This is a genomic window from bacterium, assembly GCA_030654305.1.
Lineage (GTDB): Bacteria > Krumholzibacteriota > Krumholzibacteriia > LZORAL124-64-63 > LZORAL124-64-63 > PNOJ01.
Genome location: JAURXS010000265.1, coordinates 1 through 24,296, shown reverse-complemented (window position 1 = coordinate 24,296; position 24,296 = coordinate 1). Strand labels below are relative to the sequence as shown.

Annotated in this window: 22 protein-coding genes; 18 read left to right on the top strand and 4 right to left on the bottom strand. The window is 71.4% G+C overall.

Annotated elements, in window-relative coordinates; translation table 11 throughout:
• Positions 1–290: hypothetical protein (locus tag Q7W29_07620; GenBank protein ID MDO9171682.1), on the top strand; the 290-nt coding region annotated here is incomplete at its 5' end.
• 88 nt (positions 291–378) lie between these two features.
• Here Q7W29_07620 and Q7W29_07615 read toward each other — a convergent pair.
• From Q7W29_07615 to Q7W29_07605, 3 genes are all read right to left on the bottom strand, one after another.
• The gene (locus Q7W29_07615) at positions 379–996 is read right to left on the bottom strand and encodes a hypothetical protein (GenBank protein MDO9171681.1); all 618 of its coding nucleotides are present in this window, start codon (positions 994–996) and stop codon (positions 379–381) included.
• 129 nt (positions 997–1,125) lie between these two features.
• Positions 1,126–2,865 carry a M14 family metallopeptidase gene (locus Q7W29_07610; protein MDO9171680.1) on the bottom strand — a complete coding sequence of 580 codons (1,740 nt, stop codon included), beginning with the start codon at positions 2,863–2,865 and terminating at the stop codon, positions 1,126–1,128.
• The gene (locus Q7W29_07605; GenBank protein MDO9171679.1) at positions 2,862–4,697 is read right to left on the bottom strand and encodes a M14 family zinc carboxypeptidase; all 1,836 of its coding nucleotides are present in this window, start codon (positions 4,695–4,697) and stop codon (positions 2,862–2,864) included. Before Q7W29_07605 ends, Q7W29_07610 begins: the two co-directional genes overlap by 4 nt.
• Before the next feature lie 333 nt (positions 4,698–5,030).
• Between Q7W29_07605 and Q7W29_07600 the strand changes: the two genes are divergently transcribed.
• The 10 genes from Q7W29_07600 to Q7W29_07555 all read left to right on the top strand — a co-directional run bounded on the left by Q7W29_07600 (position 5,031) and on the right by Q7W29_07555 (position 15,306).
• Positions 5,031–7,625 carry an AAA family ATPase gene (locus Q7W29_07600; protein MDO9171678.1) on the top strand — a complete coding sequence of 865 codons (2,595 nt, stop codon included), beginning with the start codon at positions 5,031–5,033 and terminating at the stop codon, positions 7,623–7,625.
• 445 nt (positions 7,626–8,070) lie between these two features.
• Complete coding sequence (locus tag Q7W29_07595) at positions 8,071–8,673, top strand: hypothetical protein (GenBank protein MDO9171677.1); 603 nt, start codon at positions 8,071–8,073, stop codon at positions 8,671–8,673.
• 104 nt (positions 8,674–8,777) lie between these two features.
• Positions 8,778–9,890, top strand: a complete 1,113-nt coding sequence (locus Q7W29_07590; GenBank protein MDO9171676.1) for a L,D-transpeptidase family protein — start codon at positions 8,778–8,780, stop codon at positions 9,888–9,890.
• Positions 9,891–9,916: 26 nt separating this feature from the next.
• Positions 9,917–10,732, top strand: a complete 816-nt coding sequence (locus Q7W29_07585; protein MDO9171675.1) for a L,D-transpeptidase — start codon at positions 9,917–9,919, stop codon at positions 10,730–10,732.
• An 11-nt stretch (positions 10,733–10,743) separates the two neighbouring features.
• Entirely contained in the window at positions 10,744–11,430 is a 687-nt protein-coding gene (locus Q7W29_07580; protein ID MDO9171674.1) for a hypothetical protein, read from the top strand.
• 34 nt (positions 11,431–11,464) lie between these two features.
• Entirely contained in the window at positions 11,465–12,313 is an 849-nt protein-coding gene (locus tag Q7W29_07575) for a protein-disulfide reductase DsbD family protein (protein ID MDO9171673.1), read from the top strand.
• On the top strand, positions 12,313–12,921 hold the full coding sequence (locus Q7W29_07570; GenBank protein MDO9171672.1) for a redoxin family protein: 609 nt from the start codon (positions 12,313–12,315) through the stop codon (positions 12,919–12,921). The genes Q7W29_07575 and Q7W29_07570 overlap by 1 nt, the downstream gene beginning before the upstream one ends.
• Positions 12,922–12,936: 15 nt before the next feature.
• Positions 12,937–13,764: a hypothetical protein gene (locus Q7W29_07565; protein MDO9171671.1), complete on the top strand. Its 828-nt coding sequence runs from the start codon at positions 12,937–12,939 to the stop codon at positions 13,762–13,764.
• Between the two features lie 2 nt (positions 13,765–13,766).
• Positions 13,767–14,624 carry a mechanosensitive ion channel family protein gene (locus Q7W29_07560; GenBank protein ID MDO9171670.1) on the top strand — a complete coding sequence of 286 codons (858 nt, stop codon included), beginning with the start codon at positions 13,767–13,769 and terminating at the stop codon, positions 14,622–14,624.
• Between the two features lie 31 nt (positions 14,625–14,655).
• Positions 14,656–15,306, top strand: a complete 651-nt coding sequence (locus Q7W29_07555; protein MDO9171669.1) for an outer membrane beta-barrel protein — start codon at positions 14,656–14,658, stop codon at positions 15,304–15,306.
• A gap of 79 nt (positions 15,307–15,385) precedes the next feature.
• Here the strand turns inward: Q7W29_07555 and Q7W29_07550 are convergent, their stop codons facing one another.
• Positions 15,386–15,745 carry a hypothetical protein gene (locus tag Q7W29_07550; GenBank protein ID MDO9171668.1) on the bottom strand — a complete coding sequence of 120 codons (360 nt, stop codon included), beginning with the start codon at positions 15,743–15,745 and terminating at the stop codon, positions 15,386–15,388.
• 405 nt (positions 15,746–16,150) lie between these two features.
• Between Q7W29_07550 and Q7W29_07545 the strand changes: the two genes are divergently transcribed.
• The 7 genes from Q7W29_07545 to ppk2 all read left to right on the top strand — a co-directional run bounded on the left by Q7W29_07545 (position 16,151) and on the right by ppk2 (position 24,117).
• Positions 16,151–16,693: an HDIG domain-containing protein gene (locus tag Q7W29_07545; GenBank protein ID MDO9171667.1), complete on the top strand. Its 543-nt coding sequence runs from the start codon at positions 16,151–16,153 to the stop codon at positions 16,691–16,693.
• A gap of 32 nt (positions 16,694–16,725) precedes the next feature.
• Positions 16,726–18,177 carry a sulfatase gene (locus Q7W29_07540; GenBank protein ID MDO9171666.1) on the top strand — a complete coding sequence of 484 codons (1,452 nt, stop codon included), beginning with the start codon at positions 16,726–16,728 and terminating at the stop codon, positions 18,175–18,177.
• A gap of 134 nt (positions 18,178–18,311) precedes the next feature.
• Complete coding sequence (locus Q7W29_07535; protein MDO9171665.1) at positions 18,312–18,542, top strand: ferredoxin; 231 nt, start codon at positions 18,312–18,314, stop codon at positions 18,540–18,542.
• A 187-nt stretch (positions 18,543–18,729) separates the two neighbouring features.
• The gene (locus Q7W29_07530; protein MDO9171664.1) at positions 18,730–20,211 is read left to right on the top strand and encodes a DegQ family serine endoprotease; all 1,482 of its coding nucleotides are present in this window, start codon (positions 18,730–18,732) and stop codon (positions 20,209–20,211) included.
• Positions 20,212–20,482: 271 nt separating this feature from the next.
• A complete protein-coding gene (locus tag Q7W29_07525; GenBank protein ID MDO9171663.1) occupies positions 20,483–21,031 on the top strand; it encodes a hypothetical protein in 549 nt (182 codons plus the stop codon).
• 142 nt (positions 21,032–21,173) lie between these two features.
• Positions 21,174–23,231 carry an SLC13 family permease gene (locus Q7W29_07520; protein MDO9171662.1) on the top strand — a complete coding sequence of 686 codons (2,058 nt, stop codon included), beginning with the start codon at positions 21,174–21,176 and terminating at the stop codon, positions 23,229–23,231.
• 25 nt (positions 23,232–23,256) lie between these two features.
• Positions 23,257–24,117, top strand: a complete 861-nt coding sequence (gene ppk2, locus Q7W29_07515) for a polyphosphate kinase 2 (protein MDO9171661.1) — start codon at positions 23,257–23,259, stop codon at positions 24,115–24,117.
• Positions 24,118–24,296: the final 179 nt, after the last annotated feature.

The following is a 24,296-nucleotide window of genomic DNA, read 5'->3' as shown; positions in this document are numbered from 1 at the left end:
ACGTCGCCACCGACGCCCAGAGCATGTACCTCGCCGCCAGCCGGAGCTTCGCCCTGGCCACGGTCTACGGCGCCCTCTCCAAGGAGTCGTCGTCGATGGACGTCGCCTACACCTACACCCACGACGTCGACGGATCCCCGGTCGACGACGAGGTCAACTTCTCGGTGGACGGCATCCAGGACAGCCGCCTGACGCTGGGCGCGACGCTGAATCTGGGGCTGAAGCTGAACGCGGAGGCGGGCTTCGGCGACGTGACGACCTACAGCGCCGGTCTGCTCTTCGGTTTCTAGGCCGCAGCGGACCATTGCCGTCATCGGCATGAAAGAGGCGGGACCCCGGGGTCCCGCCTCTTTTCCGTCTCGGGTCTGGATGCCGCGATCAGCCGGCCGGCGTGATGTCCCCGTCGTCGAGGTCCACGTTCCACTCCAGCGCGCCGACGGTGACGGTCGCGGTGTGGTTGGCGAAGAACTCGACGGTGGCCGTGTAGCCGCCCGTCGAGACGACCAGCTGGCCGCCGGACGGGTAGTTGTCGGCCTCGACGACGATGTCGTCGACGACGAAGCCGACGGTCAGGGCGCCCGCGAGCAGCGAGCCCGTGCCGTTGGCCAGCCGGGGGGCGCCGGCCGCGGTGACGTCGAACAGCAGCGTCGCCGGCAGGATGCCGTTGGACCCGGGGCCGTCGAAGTCGATGGTGAGGCGGTGGTCGGCGTCGGTGTAGACGTGGTCGGGATCGCTGTCGCGCCAGTAGGAACCGGTGATGTAGCTGCTGCCGCTCACGGTCTCGATCTCCGGCGAGGCCTTGGTCGCCGCCAGGTCGTCCAGCACCTCGACCATGCCGATGGTGATGAACGCGCTCTGGGTCGCGGCGTCCTCCTCGGTGAAGGTCGGTTCCTCGTTCGGCGTGACCGGGTCGTCGCCGCAGCCGGCGGCGATCATCAGGGCCAGCGCGGCGGGCGCGAGCCAGAACAGTCGTGCGTCCATCTTGAATCTCTTCATGGGGTGGTCCCTCCTTCGATTCCGGGAACGTTCATGGTCCGGGCCAACGCGAAAGCCTGCGGTCCGTCGTGAATCCAGTGCCGAGAGTAGCACGGGAACGTCCCCCCTGCCAATCCCCAGGATCCGGACTCACGGCAAGTTGATATCGGCGGATCGGGTGCCGCATTTAGCGCCCGCGTAGGTGATCCGCGCCTTGCCGCTCCCCGAGACGATCCACTGCACCTCCCTGGTCGAGAAGCCGTCGACCCAGGTCGGGACGCGGGCCGGGTGGTGACGCACGGGGTCGACCGTCCCGAAATCGCGGTCCAGCAGCACGCCGCCGCCGTGCACCGTGAGGCCGGCGCCCTCCAGGGTGAAGGCGTCCAGCGGCAGGATGGACTTGCCGCGGGCGCGTTCCGAGAGGGTCGGCATGGCGCCGGCGTTGACGGCGCGGGCCCGGACGCGCGTCAGGCCGCCGCCGAGGTCCTGGGTCCCGATGATCTCGAGGCTCAGCCGCGGTGCCTGCGTCGCGGTCCAGATCACGTACATGGCGTTGCGGTGGAGCGTCTGGGGCAGCAGGAACTCCGGCGGCAGCCGCGTGGTGAACGTGCGCCAGCCCCCGATCTCGATGTCGCCGTACGTCGGGTGGTGGAAGGGCTTCCAGTCGGAGAACATCTCGCCGGCCATCAGCGCGTCGTTGAACTTCTGGCGCTCGACGAGCGTGGGGCGGCGGCTCCACAGCTCGCCGTCCTCGCCGTTCGGTTCGTCGCCGTGGCCGCGGTAGGCCGTGTCCGAACCCATCGACAGCTCGGTGACGAACGCGTAGACGCCCAGGCACTGGTACAGCCACTCGTCGAAGTCGCCGTGCGTGGTGTAGAGGTCGGTGCCCGAGACGAGGTAGCGGTAGCCCGGCACGATGCGCTCGCCCTCCTCGCCCAGGAAGTCGTAGACCGCCAGGTCGCCCGGCGGCGGCGACGGGGAGAGCGCCGAGCCGGGGCCGCGCAGGAACATCCCGCCGTAGTTGTGGAAGTTGAAGCCGAAGCAGACGTTGGGGTGCGCCCACAGGAAGTCCGCCACCGCGCGCGAGCCCCGGGCGCTGAACGGGTAGTCGCCCGAGCCTTCCTGCACGTAACCGGGCTGCCACAGGAAGCCCCAGTTGCGGTTGAGGTCGAGGTAGCCGGGCGTGTCCTCGTTCACGCGGCCGTCGCCGTCGTTGTCCAGGCCCTCGCGCCCGAGCAGTCGCCACTCGGCCTGCTCGCCCGGCTCGATGGCCACCGTCACGCGCGGGTCCTCGGGGTCGGTCTTGTGGGTGCCGTAGGGGTCGCGCACGCGCATCTGCAGGATGCGGCCGTCGCCGTCGAGGTCGTCGACGTCGTCCTCGTCCAGCAGGCCGTCGCGGTCGTCGTCGTGCGGGACGCGGGCCGAGCGCCCGATGTCGAAGCCGCCCGGGTCGGTGAAGAAGCGGGCGCGGCTGTCGACGTTGACCATCGGCACGATGTAGAAGGCGCGCGTGTCGACCAGCTCGGTGATGCGGTCCCACTCACCGTACTTGTCCAGCAGCTGCCAGGCGAGGTAGAGGCACACCTCGGTGGCCTGGATCTCGTTGCCGTGGATGGCGCCGTCGGCGTAGACGCCCGGCTTCTGCGTGTCGGCGCCGGTGCGACGGTTGGTGACGGTCAGGCACCAGATCTCCCGGCCCTCCTCGCTCGTGCCGAGCGACTCGAGCCGCGTCAGCTCCGGGTGCGCCGCGCACATCGCCTCGAGCACGGCGACGACCTCGTCGTGGTCGTAGTAGCGGTCCCAGATCATGTGCTCGAGGTCGACCTCGAAGGCCGTCGCGGGCGCGGCGGCCAGCAGCCCGAGCAGGCAGGCGCAGAGCGCTCGTTTCATCGGGAGCCTCCTTGAGCGGGCTGCAGGGTCGCGGTCGCGGCGCCGAAGCCCGTCGCGGCGGCCCGCACCGCGAGCGTGCGGCCGCGCGGCGCGCGCACCAGCCAGCGCACCGCGGTGGAGCCCATCGCGGGCACCTGGTCGGCGACCCGGCGGGCGGGCCCCTCGAGCACCTCGGCGCCCTCCAGCGTCACGACCACCGGTTCGGGCCGACGCGAGCGGCGCCCCTGCACCGTGGGGTAGGGCAGCGGGCCGTCGTTGTGGACGCGGGCGGTCACTTCCCAGACCTCGCCGCCGCGGCTCTCGGCTTCGAGCGTCACCGCGGCGAGCCGCGGCAGCCAGCCGGCCAGGTCCCGCACCAGGGGGATCTGGCGGTCCAACAGGGAGTCGGCCATCGCCGCCGGGGGCGTCCGCAGCGCGGCGGGCGCCGGCCCGCCCACCAGGGCGCGCCGGCCGCCCGGCAGCGCCGTCTCCCGCCAGGGTCGCCAGGAACCCGACGCGGGATGCATGGCGGCGAACCGCGACAAGGCCTCGAGCGCGGGGTCGGGTCGCGGGCCGGGCGCCGTCGCGGTATCGACCCGCGCGGGGATGGCCAGGGCCGAATCCGGCAGCGCGGGGGGCGGCAGCGGCGGCGTCCAGAAATCCAGGGCGAAGGCCGGCACGCCGAACTGGTAGTAGGCCCAATCCTCCAGCGAGCCGGGACCGGGCGCGGGGGGCGCGACGCGCGGCGCTCCCAGCCCTGCCGCCGCCAGGCCGCGCACGTAGGCGGCGGCGGCCGCCCGCCACCAGGGGAGATCGCGGGCGTCGGGCGCCGTGGCCGGGCCGAGATCCAGCATGCCCAGCACGTCGTCGATCTCGAGCTCCGGGAGGCGCAGCCCCTCGCGCAGCAGCGGGACCAGTTCCGCGACGGTGAACTGGGCGAGGGGGTCCAGGCCCGTCTCGCGCGCCAGCCCCCGCGGCAGGGTGTGCTTGCGCAGCAGGGCGTCGGGCGTGTCCGCGGCCAGGGGGACCTGCAGCAGCGTGTTGGTCTCGCCCAGCACCAGCACCATCGCGATCTCGGGGTGGGCGAAGGCGAAGGCCAGCAGGGCGCTGGTCTCCGGACAGCTCGCCGCCCAGGGGCCGTGGGCCGGCTGCCAGTGCTGGAAACCGTGCGGGAAGTTGCGGCCGGGGATCACGCCGCCGGGCGGATCCTCGTTCCAGGCCAGGTCGCCGTCGTCGTCGCGGCCCTCGTCGAGCAGCCGGTAGAGACCGCGCTCCCCGCGGGCGGTGTCGGCCCGTCGCGGCGCGCCCGTCGCCCCCTCGCCCGCCAGCCATTCCCCTTCGGGGTCGGCCAGCAGCATCGACGCGATGACGCCGTCGCCGTCCAGGTCGTCGGGGCCGTCCTCGTCCGCGACGCCGTCGTCGTCGTCGTCCACTGCCGTCCCGTTGCGGCCGTCGCAGGCGACGGGTTTCCCCTGCAGGCGGGCGGCGCCGTCGGGATCCAGCTGCGGCACGATCAGCCAGGTCACGGTGGCGGCGCGGCCGGACGGTTCGTCTTCGAGCAGGCTCGCGGCCAGCGCCAGCGCGGCGGCGGTCGCCAGCGGCGTCGTGCCGAGGGGGTCGGCCACCACGAGCACGGCCGCCGGGGTGTCGACGCCCGGGTCCACCGAAGGCGGGATCGTCAACAGCGGGACGGGCCGTCCGGCGGGCGTCGTCGCCAGGGTCGAGACGGTGGCGCCGCGGTGCTGCCGGGCGAGCCGTTCGAGGGTCTCGGCGAGCGGATCGCCGGACGCCTGGGCGGCGGCGGTGGTGCACGTCAAGGCCAGGATCAAGGCGGGCATCATGTTGCGCGGCATCGGGGCCTCTCGAGCTGAGGGCGGATCCACGGACGAGCGCAGCCGAGTATACCCGAACCCTGCGGGCGGGGTCATGAGTGAGTTGTGCCATGAGCACGGGGAGCGATCCTGATGATGCCGATGATTGTCATGTCGAGCGACAGGTGGGACAGGGTGTCATGTCAGTTCTGGTCGATGACCGATCTCCATCGAAGCGGACCACAGGCGACAATTTAGTAAATAACTATATTGGAATAGCTTGCAGGGCTGGCGCTCCCGAGGCCATCCGAACGGACCATCTGGCCTCTGGGATGCTATGTCCCTCCCTGCATCCATCCGTCCGGGAGGACAAACATGAAGAACTGGACCGTGAACGCCGGCGAGGCCCTGCAGGGCGCCGGCTACAAGGCCTACGAATCCGGGCACGCCGAGCTCGAACCGCTGCACCTGCTGTGGGCGTTGCTGAATGAGACCGGGCTGGCGAGCCGCGCGTTGCAGAACCTGGAGACCGCGCCCCGACTCGTGCTGACCACCGTCGAGCGCGAGTTGGCCAGCCTGCCGGTCGTCCAGGTCAAGGACGTGCCGCAACCGGGCCGGGCCTTCCAGCAGCTGCTGCTCGAGGCGCAGGCGCTTGCAGGCAAGGACGCGGCGCTGGTCGGCACGCGGGAGCTGCTGCTGGCGCTGGCGGCGGATCGCGGCCGCGCCGGCAGCTTGCTGAAGACCTTCGACGTCACGCCGGAGAAGCTCGCCCGCGCGCTGGAGTCCATGGGCGCCGACGGGGCGTACCGCAACGAGGACGAATCCGGCGTCGCGGACGGCGGCGAGTCCGCGCTCGGCCGCTACGCCCGCGATCTGTGCGCGGCCGCGCGCGCCGGCAAGATCGATCCCGTCATCGGCCGCGACGAGGAGATCCGCCGCGTCGTGCAGATCCTCTCGCGCCGCACCAAGAACAACCCCGTGCTGATCGGCAGCCCCGGCGTGGGCAAGACCGCCGTGGTCGAGGGGCTCGCCCGGCGACTCGTCGAGGGGGACGTGCCGCTCGGCCTGCGCGACAAGACCCTGTACGCCCTGGACATGGGCGCGCTGCTGGCCGGCGCCAAGTACCGCGGCGATTTCGAGGAGCGCCTGAAGAAGGTCATCAAGGAGGTGACGGACCGCGAGGGCGAGGTGCTGCTGTTCATCGACGAGCTGCACACGCTCGTGGGCGCCGGCGCGGCCGAGGGCGCCATGGACGCGAGCAACATCCTGAAGCCCGCGCTCGCACGCGGCGAGCTGCACTGCGTCGGCGCGACCACGGTCGACGAGTACCGCAAGCACATCGAGAAGGACCCCGCGCTCGAGCGGCGCTTCCAGCCGGTGATGGTCGAGGAGCCGACCCAGGAACAGGCCGTCGCGATCCTGCGCGGCCTGAAGGAGCGCTACGAGGTGCACCACGGCGTCCGCATCGCCGACTCGGCGCTGGTGGCGGCGGTGAAGCTCTCGAGCCGCTACCTGAGCGACCGCATGCTGCCGGACAAGGCGATCGACCTCATGGACGAGGCCGCGTCGCAGCTGCGCATGGAGATCGATTCGGTGCCCGCGGAGGTCGACGACCTGCAGCGCCGGCTGCAGCAGCTGGAGATGGAGAAGCTGGCGCTGGGGAAGGAGGTCGACCGCGCCGCCGTCGGCAGGCGCGAGGCGATCGACCGCCAGATCGCCGAGCTGCGCGACGATCTCGGCCGCCTGCGCGCGCGATGGGAGCAGGAGAAGGCCGCGATCGACGCCATCCGCACGCTCCAGGCGCGGCAGGAACAGCTCGGCGCGGAGATCGAGGAGGCCCAGCGCCGCGGCGACCTGGCCCGCGCCTCGCAGCTGAAGTACGGCAGCGCCAGCGAGCTGGCCGCCGAGCTCGTCCGCGCCCGCGCCGAGCTCGTCGCGGTCCAGGGTTCCGAGCCCATGCTCAAGGAAGAGGTCGACGAGCAGGACATCGCGGCCCTGGTGGCGAAGTGGACCGGCATCCCGGCGCAGCGCCTGGTGGAGGACGACTTCGCGCGCCTGCGCGATCTCGAGTCGCGCCTGGGCGCGCGCGTGGTCGGCCAGGACGACGCCGTCGCGCAGGTGGCGCGCACGGTGCGGCGCTCGCGCGCCGGCCTGAACGACCGGCACCGGCCGCTGGGCTCGTTCCTGTTCCTCGGACCCACCGGCGTGGGCAAGACCGAGCTGGTCAAGGCGCTGGCCGCCGAGCTCTTCGGCGACGAGAGCCACATGGTCCGCCTGGACATGAGCGAGTACATGGAGCGCCACAGCGTCGCGCGCATGATCGGCGCGCCGCCGGGCTACGTGGGCTTCGAGTCCGGCGGGCAGCTGACCGAGGCCGTGCGGCGCCACCCCTACACCGTCATCCTGTTCGACGAAGTGGAGAAGGCCCACCCCGAGGTCATGAACGTGCTGCTGCAGCTGCTGGACGACGGTCGCCTGACCGACGGCAAGGGGCGCGTCGTCGACTTCCGCAACACGCTGGTCGTGATGACCAGCAACCTGGCGCAGGACGAGCGCTTCGCCCCGCGCGAGGGCGCGGACGACCAGGTGCGGCGCGAGCAGGAGCAGGAACTCCTGCAGGAGCTCGGCCGGCACTTCCGGCCGGAGTTCCTGAATCGCATCGACGCGGTGGTTCGTTTCGGCGCGCTGGACCGCGCGCTGCTGCGGCGCATCGTCGTGCTGGAGCTGGCGAAGGTCGCCCGCGCCCTGCAGGAGCAGGACATCGGCCTGAGCTGGACCGACGCCGCCGTCGATCGGCTGTCCGAGCTGGGTTTCGACCCGCGATTCGGCGCCCGACCCGTCAAGCGCGTCATCCAGCGCGAGGTCCAGGACCGCCTGGCCGACGCCATCCTCGCCGGCATCGTGCTGCCTGGTGGGACGGCGGTGCTGGACCTGGGTCCCGGCGGGTTCGTGCTCGCCCCCCGGGCATGAATATCCCGTACCTACAGGTACACGTCGTCGATTGGTCGAAAATCGGGCTTGACGGAGGGGTCCGCGCGTTGCAGAGATAGTGCGCGCGAACGGAGTACGTGACGCCGGATGGTGTTCCGCGTCCGTGTGCTTCCGGCATCTGCCGGTTGACCCGGGCTCGGCACCGTACGAGAAGAGCCGCCGCGACATCGGCGAGACAACGCGACCGTCGGCCCCGAAACGGCCGGCGGACAGGCGGCCGGGTGGGCCGGAGCGAGTCCATCCTCTTCTTGTACCCAAGCACGCGGCCGGCGTTCCCGACTACCGTAAGGAATTGCACGACGGTGGGCCCGAGCCACCGTCGAGACGCCGCCAGTGGCGGCGGGCAAAGCGGTCCTCGCTCGCCCGGGATGAGCCCGGGACGAACCCGCGGACCAGATGCTCGGGACTTTCTGGAGGAATGAACATGCGTATTTCGAAGCTTCACGTCGTTGCGGTCCTGGTGCTGGGCCTCATGCTGGGTCTCGCCGGCTGCTCGAAGCTGCCCGTGGAGACGGTCACGGCCATGCAGACGGCCATGGACGGTGCCAAGGCTGCCGGCGCGGAGACCTACGCGCGTGACGCCCTGAACCAGGCCATGGAGACCAAGGCCCAGGCCGACGCCGAGATCGAGACCCAGAACGGCAAGTTCGCCCTCATGCGCTCGTACAAGAAGGCGACCGAGATGCTGACCCTCGCCACCCAGCAGTTCGAGCAGGCCAACCAGGCCGCCGTCGCCGGCAAGGAGCGCGCTCGCGTCGCTGCCAACGCCGCCGTCGAGGCTGCGACCGCCGCCCTGGCCGCCACGAACGAGTTCCTGGCCAAGGCCCCCCGCGGCAAGAACACCAAGGCGGAGCTCGAGGCCATGCAGCAGGAGCTGGTCGTCCTGCAGGGTGCCCTGGACGAGGCCGTTGCCGGCGTCGCCGCTGAGGACTACATCAACGCCAAGGCGAAGGCCGACGTTGTGACCCAGAAGGCTGCCGAGATCCAGGCCGACATCCAGAACGCCATGGACAAGGCGAAGCGCTAACAGCCTGCACACGGACGCCGCCGGTGGTTCGCCACCGGCGGCGTTTTACCCTGCCGGCGGGGGCGGGACGGAACCTTCTCCCCCAACCAGGACCTCTCGACATCATGATGGCCAAGAAGCGACGTCGTCCCGTGTTGCGCTGGTTCTTCAGGATCCTGGGCTTGGTCGTGCTCGCCGCCGTCCTGGTGACCGCCTACCACATGATCTGGCCTCCCCCGCTCCCCACGGTCCAGGTCGCCACCGCCCGCACCGCCCTGCGCGCGGCCCACGCCGCACCCCAGCTGGCCGTCAACGAGCTGGCCCAGGCCGACAAGATCAGCTGGCTGATGGAACGGCACTTCGCCCAGGAGCGCGCCAAGCTCGTGCGCTACAGCCGCAACCGCGAGCTGGAGGCGGAGGTGCAGAGCCTGCTGGACGCGGCGCGCACCGCCGAACAGGTCGCGCGCGAGCGGCACATCACCGGCCTGGAGGAGAGCCGCCTGCGCTACCGCGAGCTGGCCTCGCGCCTGGCCGCGATGCGCGGCAACGTGGCCTCGGTGCCGGGCGAACGGAAACTGCAGCGCTCCTACCGCAACGCGGAGATGGCGCTCGACCAGGTGCGCGAGCTGCAGCGTCTCGAGAAGCTCGATTCGCTGCCCGGGGCGCTCACCACGGCGGAGTCCGCCGTCGGCCGCGCCGAGGAACTCGTCGGTTCGCACTTCGCCCGCCTGCACGACCCCAAGCTGAGGGCCCTGTGGAAGCGGCTCGTCGACGAGACCGTCGCCGGCACGCGCGGCGGCGGGATGGCGATCATCGTCGACAAGCTCAACCGCCGCTGCGTCGTGGTGAAGAACGGCCGCAAGACGTCCGAGTACCCCGCCGACTTCGGGCGCAAGGGTCTGGTGGACAAGGTCCACTCCGGGGACGGCGCCACGCCCGAGGGCCGCTATCATGTGACGAAGAAGAACGCGGGCAGCCGCTACTACCGGGCCCTGCTGATCAACTACCCCAACGCCGAGGACCAGGCGCGCTACACTTCGGCGAAGCGCAACGGGCAGGTGCCCAACGGGCGCGGCCCGGGCAGCCTGATCGAGATCCACGGCAACGGCGGCCGGGACATCGACTGGACCGACGGCTGCATCGCGCTGCGCGACAACGACATGGAATCCCTGTTCCGGATGGCCGGGGTCGGCACGCCCGTGACCATCGTCGGCGCGGCCCGGCTGCCGGGCGACTGAACCCAAGCACGCGGGGTGACGGCGCGATGAGCGCTCTCTTCGGCGACAGGCGCAAGCCGGCGGCGAAGCCCACCAAGGGCTCGGCCATGGCCGTGCCGCGCGACGTCAAGGCTGCCGCGACCGGCGCCGCCGCGGGCACGTCAGCCGCGCGCGACGCGACGCCCGCGCGACCCGAACGTCGCCCCCGCCCTCGCCGGCGCCCGCCCCTGCGCGTCATGGCCGCGCTCGCGACGCCGCTGCTGCTGGCGATCCTGGCCGCGGTCGCGCTCGTCGTCTTCGGGAGCTACCGGGACCTGCCCGTCGGCGCGCTCGCCGCGGCGTCGCCGCGGGAGAAGCCCGCCAAGGCGGTCACCGAGCGCGAGCTCGACCAGCTCCAGAAGAAGCTGGCGGGCATCGCGCCCAAGGGCGTCTACATCACCGTCGACACGGTCGAGAACAAGCTGCGGGTGATGCGCGGGCGCGAAGTGCTGCGCGACGCCCTCTGCTCCGCCGGCACCGGCGTGGTCCTGGAGGACCCCAAGTCGGGCAAGCGCTGGGTCTTCGACTCGCCGCGCGGCGTGCGCAAGGTGCTCGAGAAGCGCAAGGACCCGGTGTGGACGATGCCGGACTGGGCGTTCATCGAGGAGGGGGAGGACCTCCCGCGCAACTGGTCCGACCGCATCGACAAGGCTTCGCTGGGCGACTACGCCCTCTACCTCGGCGACGGGTACATGATCCACGGCACGCTCTACCAGCGCTACCTGGGCCGCAACGTGACCCACGGCTGCATCCGGCTGGGCGACGCCGACCTGGAGTTCGCCTACCGCAACGCACCCGTCGGCACGCTGGTGTTCCTGTACTGATGAGAGCAAGCATGCACACCCGCTCCGCACTCCCGCTCGCGCTGCTGCTGTTGCCGGCGATCGTCGGCGCGGCCGACCCCGCGATCCGCCGCGAGGCGCTGCTCGCTGAGATCGAGCTGGCGCAGAGCAAGCAGCTCTACCTCGTGATCGACCCCGCGGCCGGCGAGGTGCAGCTCACGATCCAGAGCGTCGTGGTGCGGCGCTTCCCCGCCGAGATGCGGGTCGGCCTGCCGGCCGGGCATCCCGAGACCTGGCCCGCCACGGTCTTCAAGCTCCACTCGGGTCTGCCGGAGTTCGAGCGCCCCGTGATCCGCCCGCCCGACAAGCCGGTCGTCGACACGCGGACCACCGGGCCGGCGGCGCCCGCCGTGCCCGACACCGGCGCTTCGGCGAAGAAGTCGCCCGACGACCTGCTGGACGAGCGCAACCGCGCGCTGGCCGGCGTGCCCACGGTCTACGTCCTGCACTTCGATCCCGGGCTGGACATCCTGGTGCGCGGCGAAGCGGAAGCCAAGGGGTTCTCGGGACGGTGGAAGAAGGCCTGGGCCTCCCTGGCCGAGGGCGTCGGCCGGGGCTACGGCAGGCTGACCGGCAAGCCGCGGACCCTCCACATCGTGCTGCAGATGGATCCCGAGGACGCCCGCCGGCTCGGCCTCACGCTCTCGCCCCAGATGCCGCTGCTGATCCGCGCCGGGTAGCCCGCGCCCGGACGCCCACCTGTCGGGAGGTCCGATGCCACGCCTTCGCCAGCCGATCGTCCCTCTTTTACTCGTCCTGCTGGCCTGCGGTTGCGCCCGCGAGGCCGGGCCCGGCCCGCGCGCCCGCGACGGCGCCGTCGCGGTGGAGCTGCTGACGGCCGAGAAGGCCGCCGTTCCCGGCCGCATCCTGACCCTGGGCTGGCGCTTCCGGATCGACGAGGGCTGGCACCTGTACTGGCACGGCGTCAGCGACACGGGCGTGCCGCCGAGCGTCGCGCTGACCCTGCCCGCCGGCTGGGAGGCCGGCCCGCTGCGCTGGCCCGCGCCCTCGCGCCACGTGTCCCCCGGCGACATCCTGGACCACGTCTACGTCGGCGAGGTGGTGCTGCTGCAGACCGTGCGGGTGGCGGCCGACGCGCCGCTGGGCGGCCGCGCCGAGATCCGCGCGCGCCTGGACTGGCTCGCCTGCTCGGAGAACTGCGCGCCGGGGAGCGCGGAGCTGGTCCTGTCGCTGCCCGTGGAGCGCCACGCCGGTCCGACGCCCGACGCGGACGCGATCACCAGGGTCTTCCAGGGACTGCCGCAGCCGCTGCCGGAGGGACTCGCGACGGTCGCCCTGTCGGGAGCCGAACTGTCGGTGGCGGTTCCCGGCGCCGGACGCCTGGAGTTCTACCCGCTGGATTCCTGCGGACCCTTGGTCGCGCCCCTGGCCGACGCCGCCGTCGACGGCGGGGCCCTGCGGCTGCGCCTGCGCGAGAGGGATGGGCATGTCGGGCCGGTCCGCGGTATCCTGTACGTCCGGAGCGGCGACGGTGCCGCCCGCAGCTACGAAATGAACATCGCGGCGGCCCCGGTCGCCGTCTCACCGAAGGAAGGTCCCTGATGCGTCGAGCCACGACCCTGACCCTGAGCGGCGCCCTGGCGCTGCTGCTGGCCGTCCCCGCCCTGGCCGCGCTGGCCCCGGGCTCGCAGGCCCCGGACTTCGACCTCGTCGACACCGCGGGCAACCACCACTCCCTGCAGAAGTACCTGGCCGGCGGCCAGATCGTCGTCCTGGAGTGGTTCAACCCCGACTGCCCGTTCATCGTCAAGCATCACAAGCTGCACCGCACCATGGACACGACCTTCGCCGCGGTGAAGGACAAGGGTGTCGTGTGGTTGGCGGTCAACTCGTCCGCGCCCGGCAAGTCCGGCTACGGCACCGAGCGCAACGTGAAGGCGGTCGAGGAGTACGGCATGACCTTCCCGGTGCTGCTCGACCCGACCGGCGCGGCCGGCAAGGCGTACGAGGCCCGCAACACGCCGACGATGTTCGTGATCGGCCGCGACGGCCTGGTCGCCTACGCCGGCGCCATCGACGACAACACGAGCCCGCAGGATCTCGGCGAGACCAACCACGTCGCCGCGGCGCTGGCGGCCCTGCTCGCCGGCGGCAAGCCGGCCGTGACCGAGACCAAGCCGTACGGCTGCAGCGTGAAGTACGCCGACTGAGTCGAAAGGAATGACGTGAGCGGGGAGATGGACGGCCGCCGCGGCTGGTGGGGGACGTACGACGTGCCGGTGGGCGGCGGGCTCGTGTGGTCGATCGCCACGCGCCGCACCTGGGTGCGCCGCGCGCCCTGCGAGTGGCAGATCGCGACGCTCGTCACCTCGCAGGAAGGTCCCGACGGCCCGGTCGGCGATGCGTCGCCGCGCGCGCTCGAGACGGCGGAAGCTCCCGACCCCGCCGCCGAGCTGCGCCGGTTCGGTTTCCGCGAGTCGCCCGGGACCCTGCGGATCCATCCGGTTCTGGCCGACCGCCCCTTGGTGGTGGACGCCCGCACGCCGTTCGCCCTGACCCCGGGTGAGGAGCTCACCCTGTACGTGGGCCAGCCGGTCTGGGCCAGGTTCCTGGTGGGCCCGCCCGAGGTCAGCCTGCTCGAGTTCCCCATCGTGCGGCCCCACGACACCTGGTTCGGCGCCAACACCCGCGCCGGCGATCTCTGCTATGCGGAGAAGATCGGCGCGCGCATGGAGCTGGCCAACCTGGTGATCCGCCCGCACCGCGCGATCTCGGTCGTGCACATCCAGAACCGGGCGTCGACGCAGCTCGCCCTCGAGAAGCTCGAACTGCCGTCGCCGAACATGTCCCTGTTCGCCGACGGGCAGGGGCGCCTGTGGACCGAGGCGGTCACGATCGAGCGGCGCGAGGACGGCGAGGACGCGGCGATCCGTCTCGACCGCGGCGCGCCGCCCCAGGCCGCATCGCCGCGCATCGTCGGCGGGCCCCGCGCGGCGCTGGCCCGCGGCGGCCTCAGCCGGGTCTTCGGCGGCGTTTTCGGCGGGGGGTGGTGACCGTGCCGGCGGAATGGAGCCTGGGACTGGAGAAGCTGTTCACGGCCGTGAGCCTGACGGCCGTGCTGCGCACCGTCGTGGTGCTGGTGGTCGGGCTGAGCCTGGCGCGCCTGCTGAGCGTCGCGGCCGAGAACATCATCGGCCGCCGCACGAGCCCCCAGGGCGCGATGCTGCTGCGCCGCGCCATCAACTACGTGCTCGTCTCGCTCGTGATCCTCGGGGCGCTCAACAGCCTGGGCATCGAGCTGGGCGTCCTGCTCGGCGCCGCCGGCGTGCTGACCGTCGCGCTGGGCTTCGCCTCGCAGACCTCCGCGTCGAACCTCATCAGCGGCCTGTTCCTGGTCATGGAGCGCCCCTTCGTGGTGGGCGACGTGATCACCGTCGACGACGTGACCGGCGAGGTGCTGACCATCGACATGCTGTCGACCAAGCTGAGGACCTTCGACAACCTCTACGTGCGGATGCCCAACGAGACGATCATCAAGTCGCGGGTCACCAACCTGACGCACTTCCCGATCCGCCGCATCGATCTGCGCCTGGGCGTGGCGTACCGCGAGGACCTCGCCCGCGTGCGCGAGGTGCTGGACGCCGTGGCCGCGGCCAACCCGCTCTGCCTCGACGACCCGCAGCCGCTGTTCCTCGTGCAGGGTTTCGGCGACTCCACCCAGCAGTTCCAGTACTCGGTGTGGGCGGCGCGCGACAACTACCTGGAGCTGCGCAACTCGATCCAGATGCAGATCAAGGCGGCCTTCGACCGCGAGGGCATCGAGATCCCGTTCCCGCACCGCACGCTGCGCCTCGAGGGCGCGACGCTGCCGGTGCACGTGATCGAGGACGGCCGCGACGGCGGCGGGGTCTGACCCGCGTCGGGTCGACAGGAAGGCGGACGCCGTGAAGCTCCGGAACCGTTGGGGACTGCTCCTGCTCGCGCTGCTGGCGTCGTCGGCCCCGGCGGCCGTCGCGGGCGGCCTCGGCCCCGAAGTGCTGCTCGAGGCGGGAGCGGTGGCGCCCCTCGGCGATCTCGGCGACGACTACGAGGAGCCGCTGGGTTTCGGCGCCGGTCTCGGCTACCAGGTCGGTTTCCGCCTGCGCCTGCAGGTCGCGCCGGACTGGACCGTCTCCCCCTGCTTCCACTACGTGAAGCCGCGGTCCCGCACCGGGACCGACGCGACGCTCGGCGAGATCGAGACGTCCACCTCGATGTACCGCTACGGCGTCGATGCGCGCTACGCCCTGCCGTCGCGTCCCGGCGCGCCGCACCTGTTCCTGACCGGCGGCCTCGCCGTGGTCCGCGACCGCCTGCGCGAACAGGACGACGAGGGCCAGTTCTTCGCCGAGAGCTGCAACGCCGTCGCCGTGGCCGCCGGCGTTGGCCTGCGCCTGGACCTGCTGGAGATCTCGGCCCAGTACGAGGTGAACCGGTTCACCACGAACCGGTTCTGGTCGCCGCAGGACACCGGGTACAACTGGGACACGATCTCGATACGGGTGGGTGTCGCGCTGCCGCGGTCGTTCGGGGTGCCCATCCAGCGCTCCCAGTAGCCGGATCGCCGCGGGATGACATGCGGAAGGCGCCGCCCGAGGGCGGCGCCTTCGCTGTTCCTGCCGGCCGGGGTGGTCTCTAGAAGACCGCGATGGGCTGGCCGGGCTGGCCGGGCGCGCCGAGGGTCGGCGTGTACGGCTCGGAGGAGACGGACCAGGGCCCTTGCCGTCCGAGGGCGTCGACGCCCGCCACGCGGACGCTGTGCTCCACGTCGTAGGCGGCCGTCAGGATGTACGTCGTCGCCTGCAGGTTGTCGCTGACCGTGGCCCAGGCGGCGCCGTTGGCCGAATGCTGCACCACGTAGTGGTGCACGGTGGAACCGGTGGTCGGGGCGGTCCAGGTGTAGGTCACGCTTTCCTGGGCGAGGGCCGTGCCGGCGACGAGGAGACCCGAAGCGATCAGCACGGCCAGGAGGAGTACGCGTTGTCCTTGCTTCATCTTGATCTCCGCCTCTTGATCGATGGGCCCGGGGGCCCGGTGCGCCGCCCTCGGGGCGGTCTGGGTTGCGATTCCAAGGGGTCGATTGCAAGGTCGGTGCCAGTTCGGCCGGCGGGGCCGGCCACGAAAGATCGACGGCGAAAGCGCACTCCCATTGCCCTGGGGGCCTTTGTCCTGCGCGCCGTCCGGGAAACAGGTCGCGGGATGTCGGGTCGCGGGCGGTTGGTGACGGGATCCCGCAACTTCCGCGCGCATTGCGAAAGGGTTGCCTGCACGCCTTATTATCGCTCACAATGCGAACCGGCGACGGCCGCGGGAACCGGGAGAAACCGGAGCCGCGGCGTGGAGGTTCGACATCGTCATGAATTTCGGGAATGTGACGCCCGGTGCAAAGGAGAATCTACGATGAATCCGCAAGTGCTTGCGCTGTGGCCGGAACTGGAATGGATCCGCGACGCCGAACTGCGCGAGCAGACCGCCCGGACCTGGGAAGCGGCCCTTCAGGAGAGCCCGCTGGAGGCCGCCGATCTCGAGCGGATCCCCTTCACCCTGCTGGTCCCGGGGCTGAAGGTCAGCTTCATGGCGCACAAGCGGTGCGTGGTCCACGTGGCCCGCGACGCGGCGTTGAAAATGAATGAATTCTTCGGCGACGACCTGCACTGCGATCTCGACACGGTCATCGCCGGCGCCATCCTCGCCGACGTGGGCAAGCTGCTCGAGTACACCAAGAACGCCGACGGGACGACGGGCACCAGCGACTGCGGCAAGTACCTGCGGCACCCGTTCACCGGCGTGGCCCTGGCGAGGAAGTGCGGCGTGCCGGACCGGGTCTGCCACATCATCGCGGCGCATGCGGGCGAGGGGGACCTGGTCAAGCGGTCGGTGGAGGCGTACGTCGTCCACCACGCGGACTTCATGACCTTCCTGCCGTTCAAGCACAAGTTCTAGACGGCGCGCGGACCCGCCGCCGAAGGAGCCACATGTCCGATCGAGTCGCGCGACGCCGGTTCGTCCCGATCGCCTGCCTGCTCATCGCCGGGGCGACGCTGCTGACCGGGTGCCAGGGGAACGCGAAGCAGCCGAACGTCCTGATCGTCGTGCTGGACACCGTGCGCCGCGACGCCGCCGGCTGGCCGACCGCCGCCACCCCGCCGGAGCTGACCGGCGCCGTCCTGACGCCGAACGTGGCCGCGTTGGCCCGCCGCGGCGTCGCCTGGAGCAACGCCTGGTCCGCCGCGCCCTGGACGGTGCCGTCGCACGCCTCCCTGTTCACGGGCCTGCTGCCGTCGGGCCACGGCTGCAACGGCCTGCGGCCGCGCCTGAAGGCGGACCTGCCCACCCTGGCGGGGCGGCTCGGCGACGCCGGCTACGAGACGGCGGCCTTCTACAGCAACCCGTGGCTGGCCGACCGCTCCTCCTGGCTGCTGAGGGGCTTCCAGCTGCGCCAGGAGGCCTCCATCGGCGGGCTGACGCGCATGATGGTGGGGGAGTCGGCGCACGACCAGGGTGGAGCGGCCTCGGTGGCCAGCTTCCGCAAGTGGCTGCTCGGCCGCAAGCCCGGCCGGCCCTTCCTGGCCTTCGTGAACATCCTGGAGGCGCACCTGCCGTACGCGCCGCTGCCTGCCGACCTCGCCGTGGCCGCGCCGGGCCGGGAGGCGGGCGGGGGCGTCCCCATCGGCTGGGGCCACGAGTACAACGCGGGCCTGCGCGACGACGCCTCCGTGGACTGGTCGCTCGTGCGGGCCTGCTACGCCGGCGACGTGGTGGCCGCCGACCGGCTGTTCGGCCTGATCCTGGCCGCCCTGCGGGACGCCGGGCTCGAGGGGGAGACGGTCGTCGTGGTGACCTCGGACCACGGCGAGAATCTCGGTGATCACCGGCTCTTCGAGCACCAGTTCTCGGTTCACGAGACCCTGCTGGCCGTGCCGCTGGCGATCGCGGGCCCCGGGATCGGCCCCGGCGGCGCCGTGCGCGACGAGCCCGTGATGCTGACCGACCTGTTCGCCACGATCCTGGAACTCGCCGGTTTGCCCGCCGAGACGGCGCCGCCGGGCAGCCGCTCCCTGCTCGGCGCCGCCGCCGCGGACGACCGGCCGCTGGTCGGCGAGTACGAGGGGCCGAGCACGGGGCTGGTGAGCATGCTCGAGGAGATCAACCCGCAGCTGGACGCCGCGCGGCTGCGGCCCGCGCGCCGGACCGTGCGCGCCGGCGACCTGCGCCTGTCCTGGGCGTCGGACGGCTCGTACGCGCTGCACGACATGGCGGCCGACCCGGCGCAGGCGCGGGACCTGGCCCCCGCGCGGCCCGACGACGTGAAGCGCCTGCGCATCCTTCTGGACGCCCTGGCGGGCGCCGCGCCCGGCACGGTCCCGGCCGGAAAGCTGGACGAGGCGACGCGGCGGCAGCTCGAATCGCTGGGCTACGTCCACTGACGGGGCGGGTGCCGGAGTTTTTTCCCGTTGACACCCGCCGTTTGTGCTTTATTAAAGCAGTGATCTTTCCCGTGTAGAAGGACCGGGGCCCGCGCTCCGGCGGTCTGCGAAGTCATCGAGCCGGAGGAACTGACATGGCCGATCCTACCGACAAGGTCGGGAGCAACATCGAGGGTACCTGGTACGTCGACAGCAACTGCATCGACTGCGATCTCTGCCGGCAGACCGCCCCCGACAACTTCGAACGCAACGAGGACGAAGGCTACAGCTTCGTCTACAAGCAGCCCGAGTCGCCCGAGGAGGAGGAACTCTGCCGGGAAGCCCTGGAGGAGTGCCCCGTCGAGGCGATCGGCGACGACGGCTAGCCGCCCCCCCCGCCAACGATCCGATCCGGGCCCGGTCGCCGTACCGGGCCCTTTTGCCTATCCTGGAGCCTCGCGCCGGCGGCCGGCCACCGGCGCGGGAACCCGGGAACCGGCGGCCCGTCGCGGCGTAAAAGCGCCCGGCATCGATGCCGGCAACCCCTGAATCCGCTTCCGGAAAGGCAATGTCATGAAACGGCTCCCCACGGACAAATTCCCGCGTCCCGCCGCGGCGCTGCTGCTGCTGGCGGCCGGCGCGCTGGCGGCCTTCGCCGTCTCGGCCGTCGACCGCGACGCCGCCGCCGACCTGGTCCTGCCCGATTCCGCCCGCGCGGCCACCGCGCCCGCCGCCGCCGACGCGCCCCGGTCCTACGCCGACCTGGCGGCCCTGGTCATGCCCGGCGTGGTGAACATCTCCACCGACAAGGTCGTGGAGATGCCGGACTGGCACCCGATGATGAACGACCCGATGTTCCGGCGGTTCTTCGGCGACCCCGAAGCCCCGGGCCAGCAGGAGCAGATCGAGCGCTCCCTCGGCTCCGGCGTGATCATCAGCGGGGACGGCTACATCCTGACCAGCAACCACGTCATCGAGCGGGCGAGCAAGATCCGCGTGCTCTTCGACGACAGCAAGGAGCTGGAGGCGAAGATCATCGGCCAGGACGAGCGCACCGACGTCGCCCTGATCAAGGTGGAGACCGACGAGGCGCTGCCGTTCCTGCGGATCGGCGACTCCGACGCCCTGCGGATCGGCGACCAGGTCATGGCCGTGGGCAACCCCTTCGGCGTGGGGCAGACGGTCACCCTGGGCATCGTCAGCGCGGTGGGCCGCAGCATCGGCCTGATCGACTACGAGGACTTCATCCAGACCGACGCCTCGATCAACCCCGGCAACAGCGGCGGCGCCCTGGTCGACATGAACGGCGCCCTGGTGGGCATCAACACCGCGATCCTCAGCCGCAGCGGCGGTTCGCAGGGCGTGGGCTTCGCCATCCCCAGCAACATGGCCGTCACGATCAAGGACATGCTCGTCAAGCACGGCAAGGTCCAGCGCGCCTGGCTGGGCGTGATCACCGCCGAGGTGGACCAGACGATGGCCGAGGCGCTGGGCATGAAGTCGCCGCGCGGCGTGCTCGTCTCCACCGTCAACGAGGGCACGCCCGCCGCGAAGGCGGGCCTGCAGGAGAACGACATCATCCTGCTGGTCGACGGCCAGGCCGTGAACTCGATCAGCGACCTGCGCAACACCATCAGCCTGAGCGGCGTGGGGCACGACGCGAAGCTGCAGATCCTGCGCGACGGCCGCGAGCGCCAGGTGACGGTCACCCTGGGCGAACTGCCCGAGGACCCGACCGTCGCCGCGGAGCCGAAGGACGAGGGCGAGGGAGCCGACGGCATCGAGGGCGTCACCGTCCGCGAGCTGAACGACGCCCTGCGCCAGAGGCTGCGGCTGGCCGAGGGGACCGAGGGCGTCGTGGTCGCCGAGGTGGCCCAGACCAGCAACGCCAGCCACCGCGGGCTGCGCCAGGGCGACGTGATCGTCGAGGTGGCGCGCGAGACCGTCGCCACCCTGGACGACTACCGCCGCCTGGTGAAGAAGGACGCCGACCGGCCCGTCCTGCTGAAGATCCGGCGCGGCGACCAGTACCAGGTGCTGGCCGTCCCCAGGTAGCGCCGGGCCGCGACGGACGCGAGGGCGGGGCCGGAGGGATCCGGCCCCGCCTCCATTCCGGGAGTAGCGGCGTTATAAGAATTTCTAATGACCCGACAATATCTAATAATTATGAGATGAAGGCTCCAATATCGTAGGATTTGACCCCCGGACGGAATCGCCCCCACAGACGTTTCCGCCGGCCGGAGCTGCGGTCTCCGGACGTCCGGGGCGCGGCGGCGACGAACGACTCCCCATTCCCGCATACGGGGGGCCACATCCTGGAGGCACCATGCGCACTTGCACCTCGAAGTCCCTGCTGTCCGCCCTGGTCCTGCTGGCCGCCGCCTCGACCGCCCTGGGGGCCACGGCGACCAGCTCGTTCAGCAACTTCACCTATTCCTATGCCGTGACGCCGGCGCCCGGCGAGGCCGTGCGCTCGTTCCACGTCTACACGGCGCTCAGCGAGTGCGACGCCGCCCACTACTACAACCGCGTCATGCCGGCGGGCTGGATGTTCGACACCGTGGCGATGGCCGACCGCTGCGTGCTCACCTTCTGGACTGAGGGCGACGCGCTGCCCGAGGGACAGGCCGCCGCGTTCGGGTTCGTGCACTACTGCGCTCCCTGCTGCCACTCGTGGTTCCTGAGCGACGAGGGCAGCAGCAACCCGCTGGCCAACGTCGTCGACGACGACGAGAACCACAGCGAGCCCTGCAACATCCCGGCCGAGTTCTCCGCCATGTGCGGCGGCGAGGGACTGCTGCTGGCGCCGATCTATCCGGTGGGCGTGCCCGCCGACGAGCAGACCTGGAGCGGCGTGAAGGCTTATTACCGATAGGAACATCCCTCCCCGGGTGGCGACGGGCGCCGGCTCTCCCGCAGAGCCGGCGCCTTCGTTTGCCGGGGTGCCGGAAAACAGTTCCCGCAGCGGGGCGGGGTCCGTATCATGGCCCGATCGATCCGAACGGAGGGGAGTGGTCATGTCGGCGCGGGTCAGGGTGCTGCTGGTCGACGACGACGCGGTCTACCGCGCCGCGCTCGGCGCCCGCCTGCGGGCCGCCTCCTACGAGGTGGTCGAGACCGGCGACGGGCAGGAAGCCGTCCGGCTGGTCCGCTCGGACCGCGGTCTCGACATCGTCGTGGTCGAACTCGCGCCCCCCGGGCTGGACGGCAGCGAGATCCTCGGCGAGATCAAGAAGTTCCGGCCGGAGATCCCCGTGCTCGTGCTGACGGGCTCGGGGTCCGTCGCCTCGGCCATGGACATGGGCAGCCGGGGCGCCTACCGCTACCTCGAGAAATCGGCCGATTTCGCGCTCATCCTCGAGGTGCTGGGAGAGGCCCGCCACGAGAAGCTGCGCACCATGGCGCGCCACGACATGGCCCTGCCCACCCTGGCCTCGGCCCGGGCCCGCCTGTGGGGGGGGCACAACCACCGACCCGCCGTCGTCATCCTGGGGATGCTCCTGCTCGGGGCCGCCTACGTGTTGCCGCCGCCGCCCGCCCTGATCGCCCTGCTCGGCACCCCCAAGACCGTCACGCCCGCCGGCACGGTCGTCGCCGACCCGATCGCCGGCTACGCCGAGTACCGGGAGATGGACGACGGGGAGACGATCGCGTCGCATTACGCCAGCCAGCACGGGACGAACGCGGAGCGGGACGGGGATGCCGGGGGGAGCGCGGCGACCACCGCCGCCGTCGCCCGCAAGGCCATGCTGATGGTGGCGCTGCTGCTGGCGGGCGCGATGTACTGGGCCACCGGCGCGGTGCCGATCGGGATCACGGCGATCTTCGTGGCGGCCGCGCTGTACGCGTTCGGCATCATGAGGCCCGACCAGGTCGCCCAGGCCTTCGCCAAGGATTCGGTGATCTTCATCTTCGGCGTGCTGGCCATGTCGCGGGTGATCACGCGCACGGGGCTGGACCGCCGCCTCGGGATGGTGCTGCTGGCGCCGGTGCGCAGCCTGCCGCTGTTCCTGTTCCTCTTCCTGCCGGTGTTCGCCCTGGCCTGCTCGTTCATCTCGGAGTCGGTGCTGGTGGCGGTGATGATGCCGCTGCTGCTGGTCGTCCACGCCGCCTCGGTGCGCGAGCGCGGGGTCGGGCAGGACCGGCAGCTGCTGACGCTGCTGGCGCTGGGGCTGTGCTTCGCCTCGAACCTGGGGGGGCCGGGCTCGCCGGCGGCGGGAGCCCGCAACGCCGTGATGATCGGCATCCTCGAGGAGTACGGCCGGGCGCCGTCCTTCGTCGAGTGGCTGCGCTACGGCCTGCCGTTCGTCCCGGTCGCGACCCTGCTGCTGGGCGCGTACCTCGCGGTCGCCTTCCGCAAGACCGTGTTCGGGGTCCGGCTGGACGCCGCCTCCGCCATCCGGCGCACGGCCGTCACCATGGGCCCCGCCAACCGCGACGAGCGGCTGACCGGCCTCGTGTTCGGCGGGGTGATCCTGCTGTGGATCGCGGCGGGGTCGCGCATGGGCATGGGCGGCCCGATCCTGCTCGGCCTGGTGGCCCTGAACCTGCTGCAGGTCCTGAAGTGGCGCGACGTGATCAGGATCCCCTGGGAAGTCGTCTTCCTCTACGCCGGCGCCAGCGCCATCGGCAAGGGGCTCGCCGCCACCGGCGGCGCCCTCTACCTGGCCGAGAGCGCGGTGCGGCTCATGCCCGAAACCTGGTTGCAGGGCACGGGCCTGCCCCTGATCGCGGCGCTGTTGGCGGGCGTGACCACGAACTTCATGAGCGACGGCGCCACCGTGGCGGCCGTCGGCCCGATCACGGTGCCCATGGCCCGCGCGGCGGCGCAGCACCCCTGGGCGGTGGGCCTGGCGACCGCGTTCGCGTCCTCGTTCGCCCACATGCTGATCATCGGCACGCCGAGCAACGCCATGGTCTACGCGATGTGCCGGGACCCGGTCACCGGCGGGCACCCCGTCTCGCAGCGCGATTTCCTGCGCCACGGCGCGGCCGTCTTCGTGCTGAGCTTCGTCGTGCTGTGGTTCTGGACGATGACGACGTACTGGAAGTGGCTCGGTTTCCCCGCGCTCTGACCGCGCGGGCAGCGAGGAGAGGCCCATGACCCCCAAGTCGAAGGACAAGGCGCCCGACGGCGACCGGACGGCCCGGCACGTCGAACCCGAGACGAGCCGCCACCGCAGCAAGCTGCCCGGCGACCTGTACGACAGGGAGATGGCCCGGCTCGAGGTCGAGCTGGTCAAGCTCCAGGCCTGGATCCGGCACGCCGGCCTGAAGGTCGTGGTGATCTTCGAGGGGCGCGACGCGGCCGGCAAGGGCGGCGTCATCAAGCGGATCACCGAACCGCTGAACCCCCGCATCGCCCGCGTCGTCGCCCTGAGCGTGCCGACCGAACGCGAGAAGACCCAGTGGTACTTCCAGCGTTACATCGCCCACCTGCCGGGGGCCGGCGAGATGGTGCTGTTCGACCGCAGCTGGTACAACCGCGCCGGCGTCGAGCGGGTCATGAATTTCTGCACCGACGAGGAGCACCAGGAGTTCCTGCGCAGCTGCCCCGAGTTCGAGCGCATGCTGGTGCGCTCCGGGATCCTGCTGGTCAAGTACTGGTTCTCCGTCAGCGACGACGAGCAGGAGCGGCGCTTCAAGGACCGCCTCTCCGACCCGACCAAACGCTGGAAGCTCAGTCCCATGGACGTGGAGTCGCGGTCGCGGTGGGTGGAGTACTCGCGCGCCAAGGACGAGATGTTCGCGCACACCGACATCAAGCAGGCGCCGTGGTACGTGGTCGACGGGGACGACAAGAAGCGCGCGCGGCTGAACTGCATCAGCCACCTGCTGGGACTGATCCCCTACGAGGACCTGACTCCCGAGCCGATCACGCTGCCGCCGCGGCAGACGGGGGCGGAGTACGTGAGGCCGCCGCTGAGCGACCAGACGTTCGTACCGGAGTTGTATCCGTAGGGGACGTCAGGATTCTTCGCGCTTCAGGCCGAAGGCCTTGATCCGCGAGGCCAGCGTCGAGGGCGCCAGGTCCAGCAGCTCCGCGGCGCCGCCCTCGCCGGTGATGCGCCAGCCGGCGGCGACCAGGGCCCGCAGCGTGTTCTCGCGCTCGAAACCGCGCAGCTGCGGCTCGGTCAGGA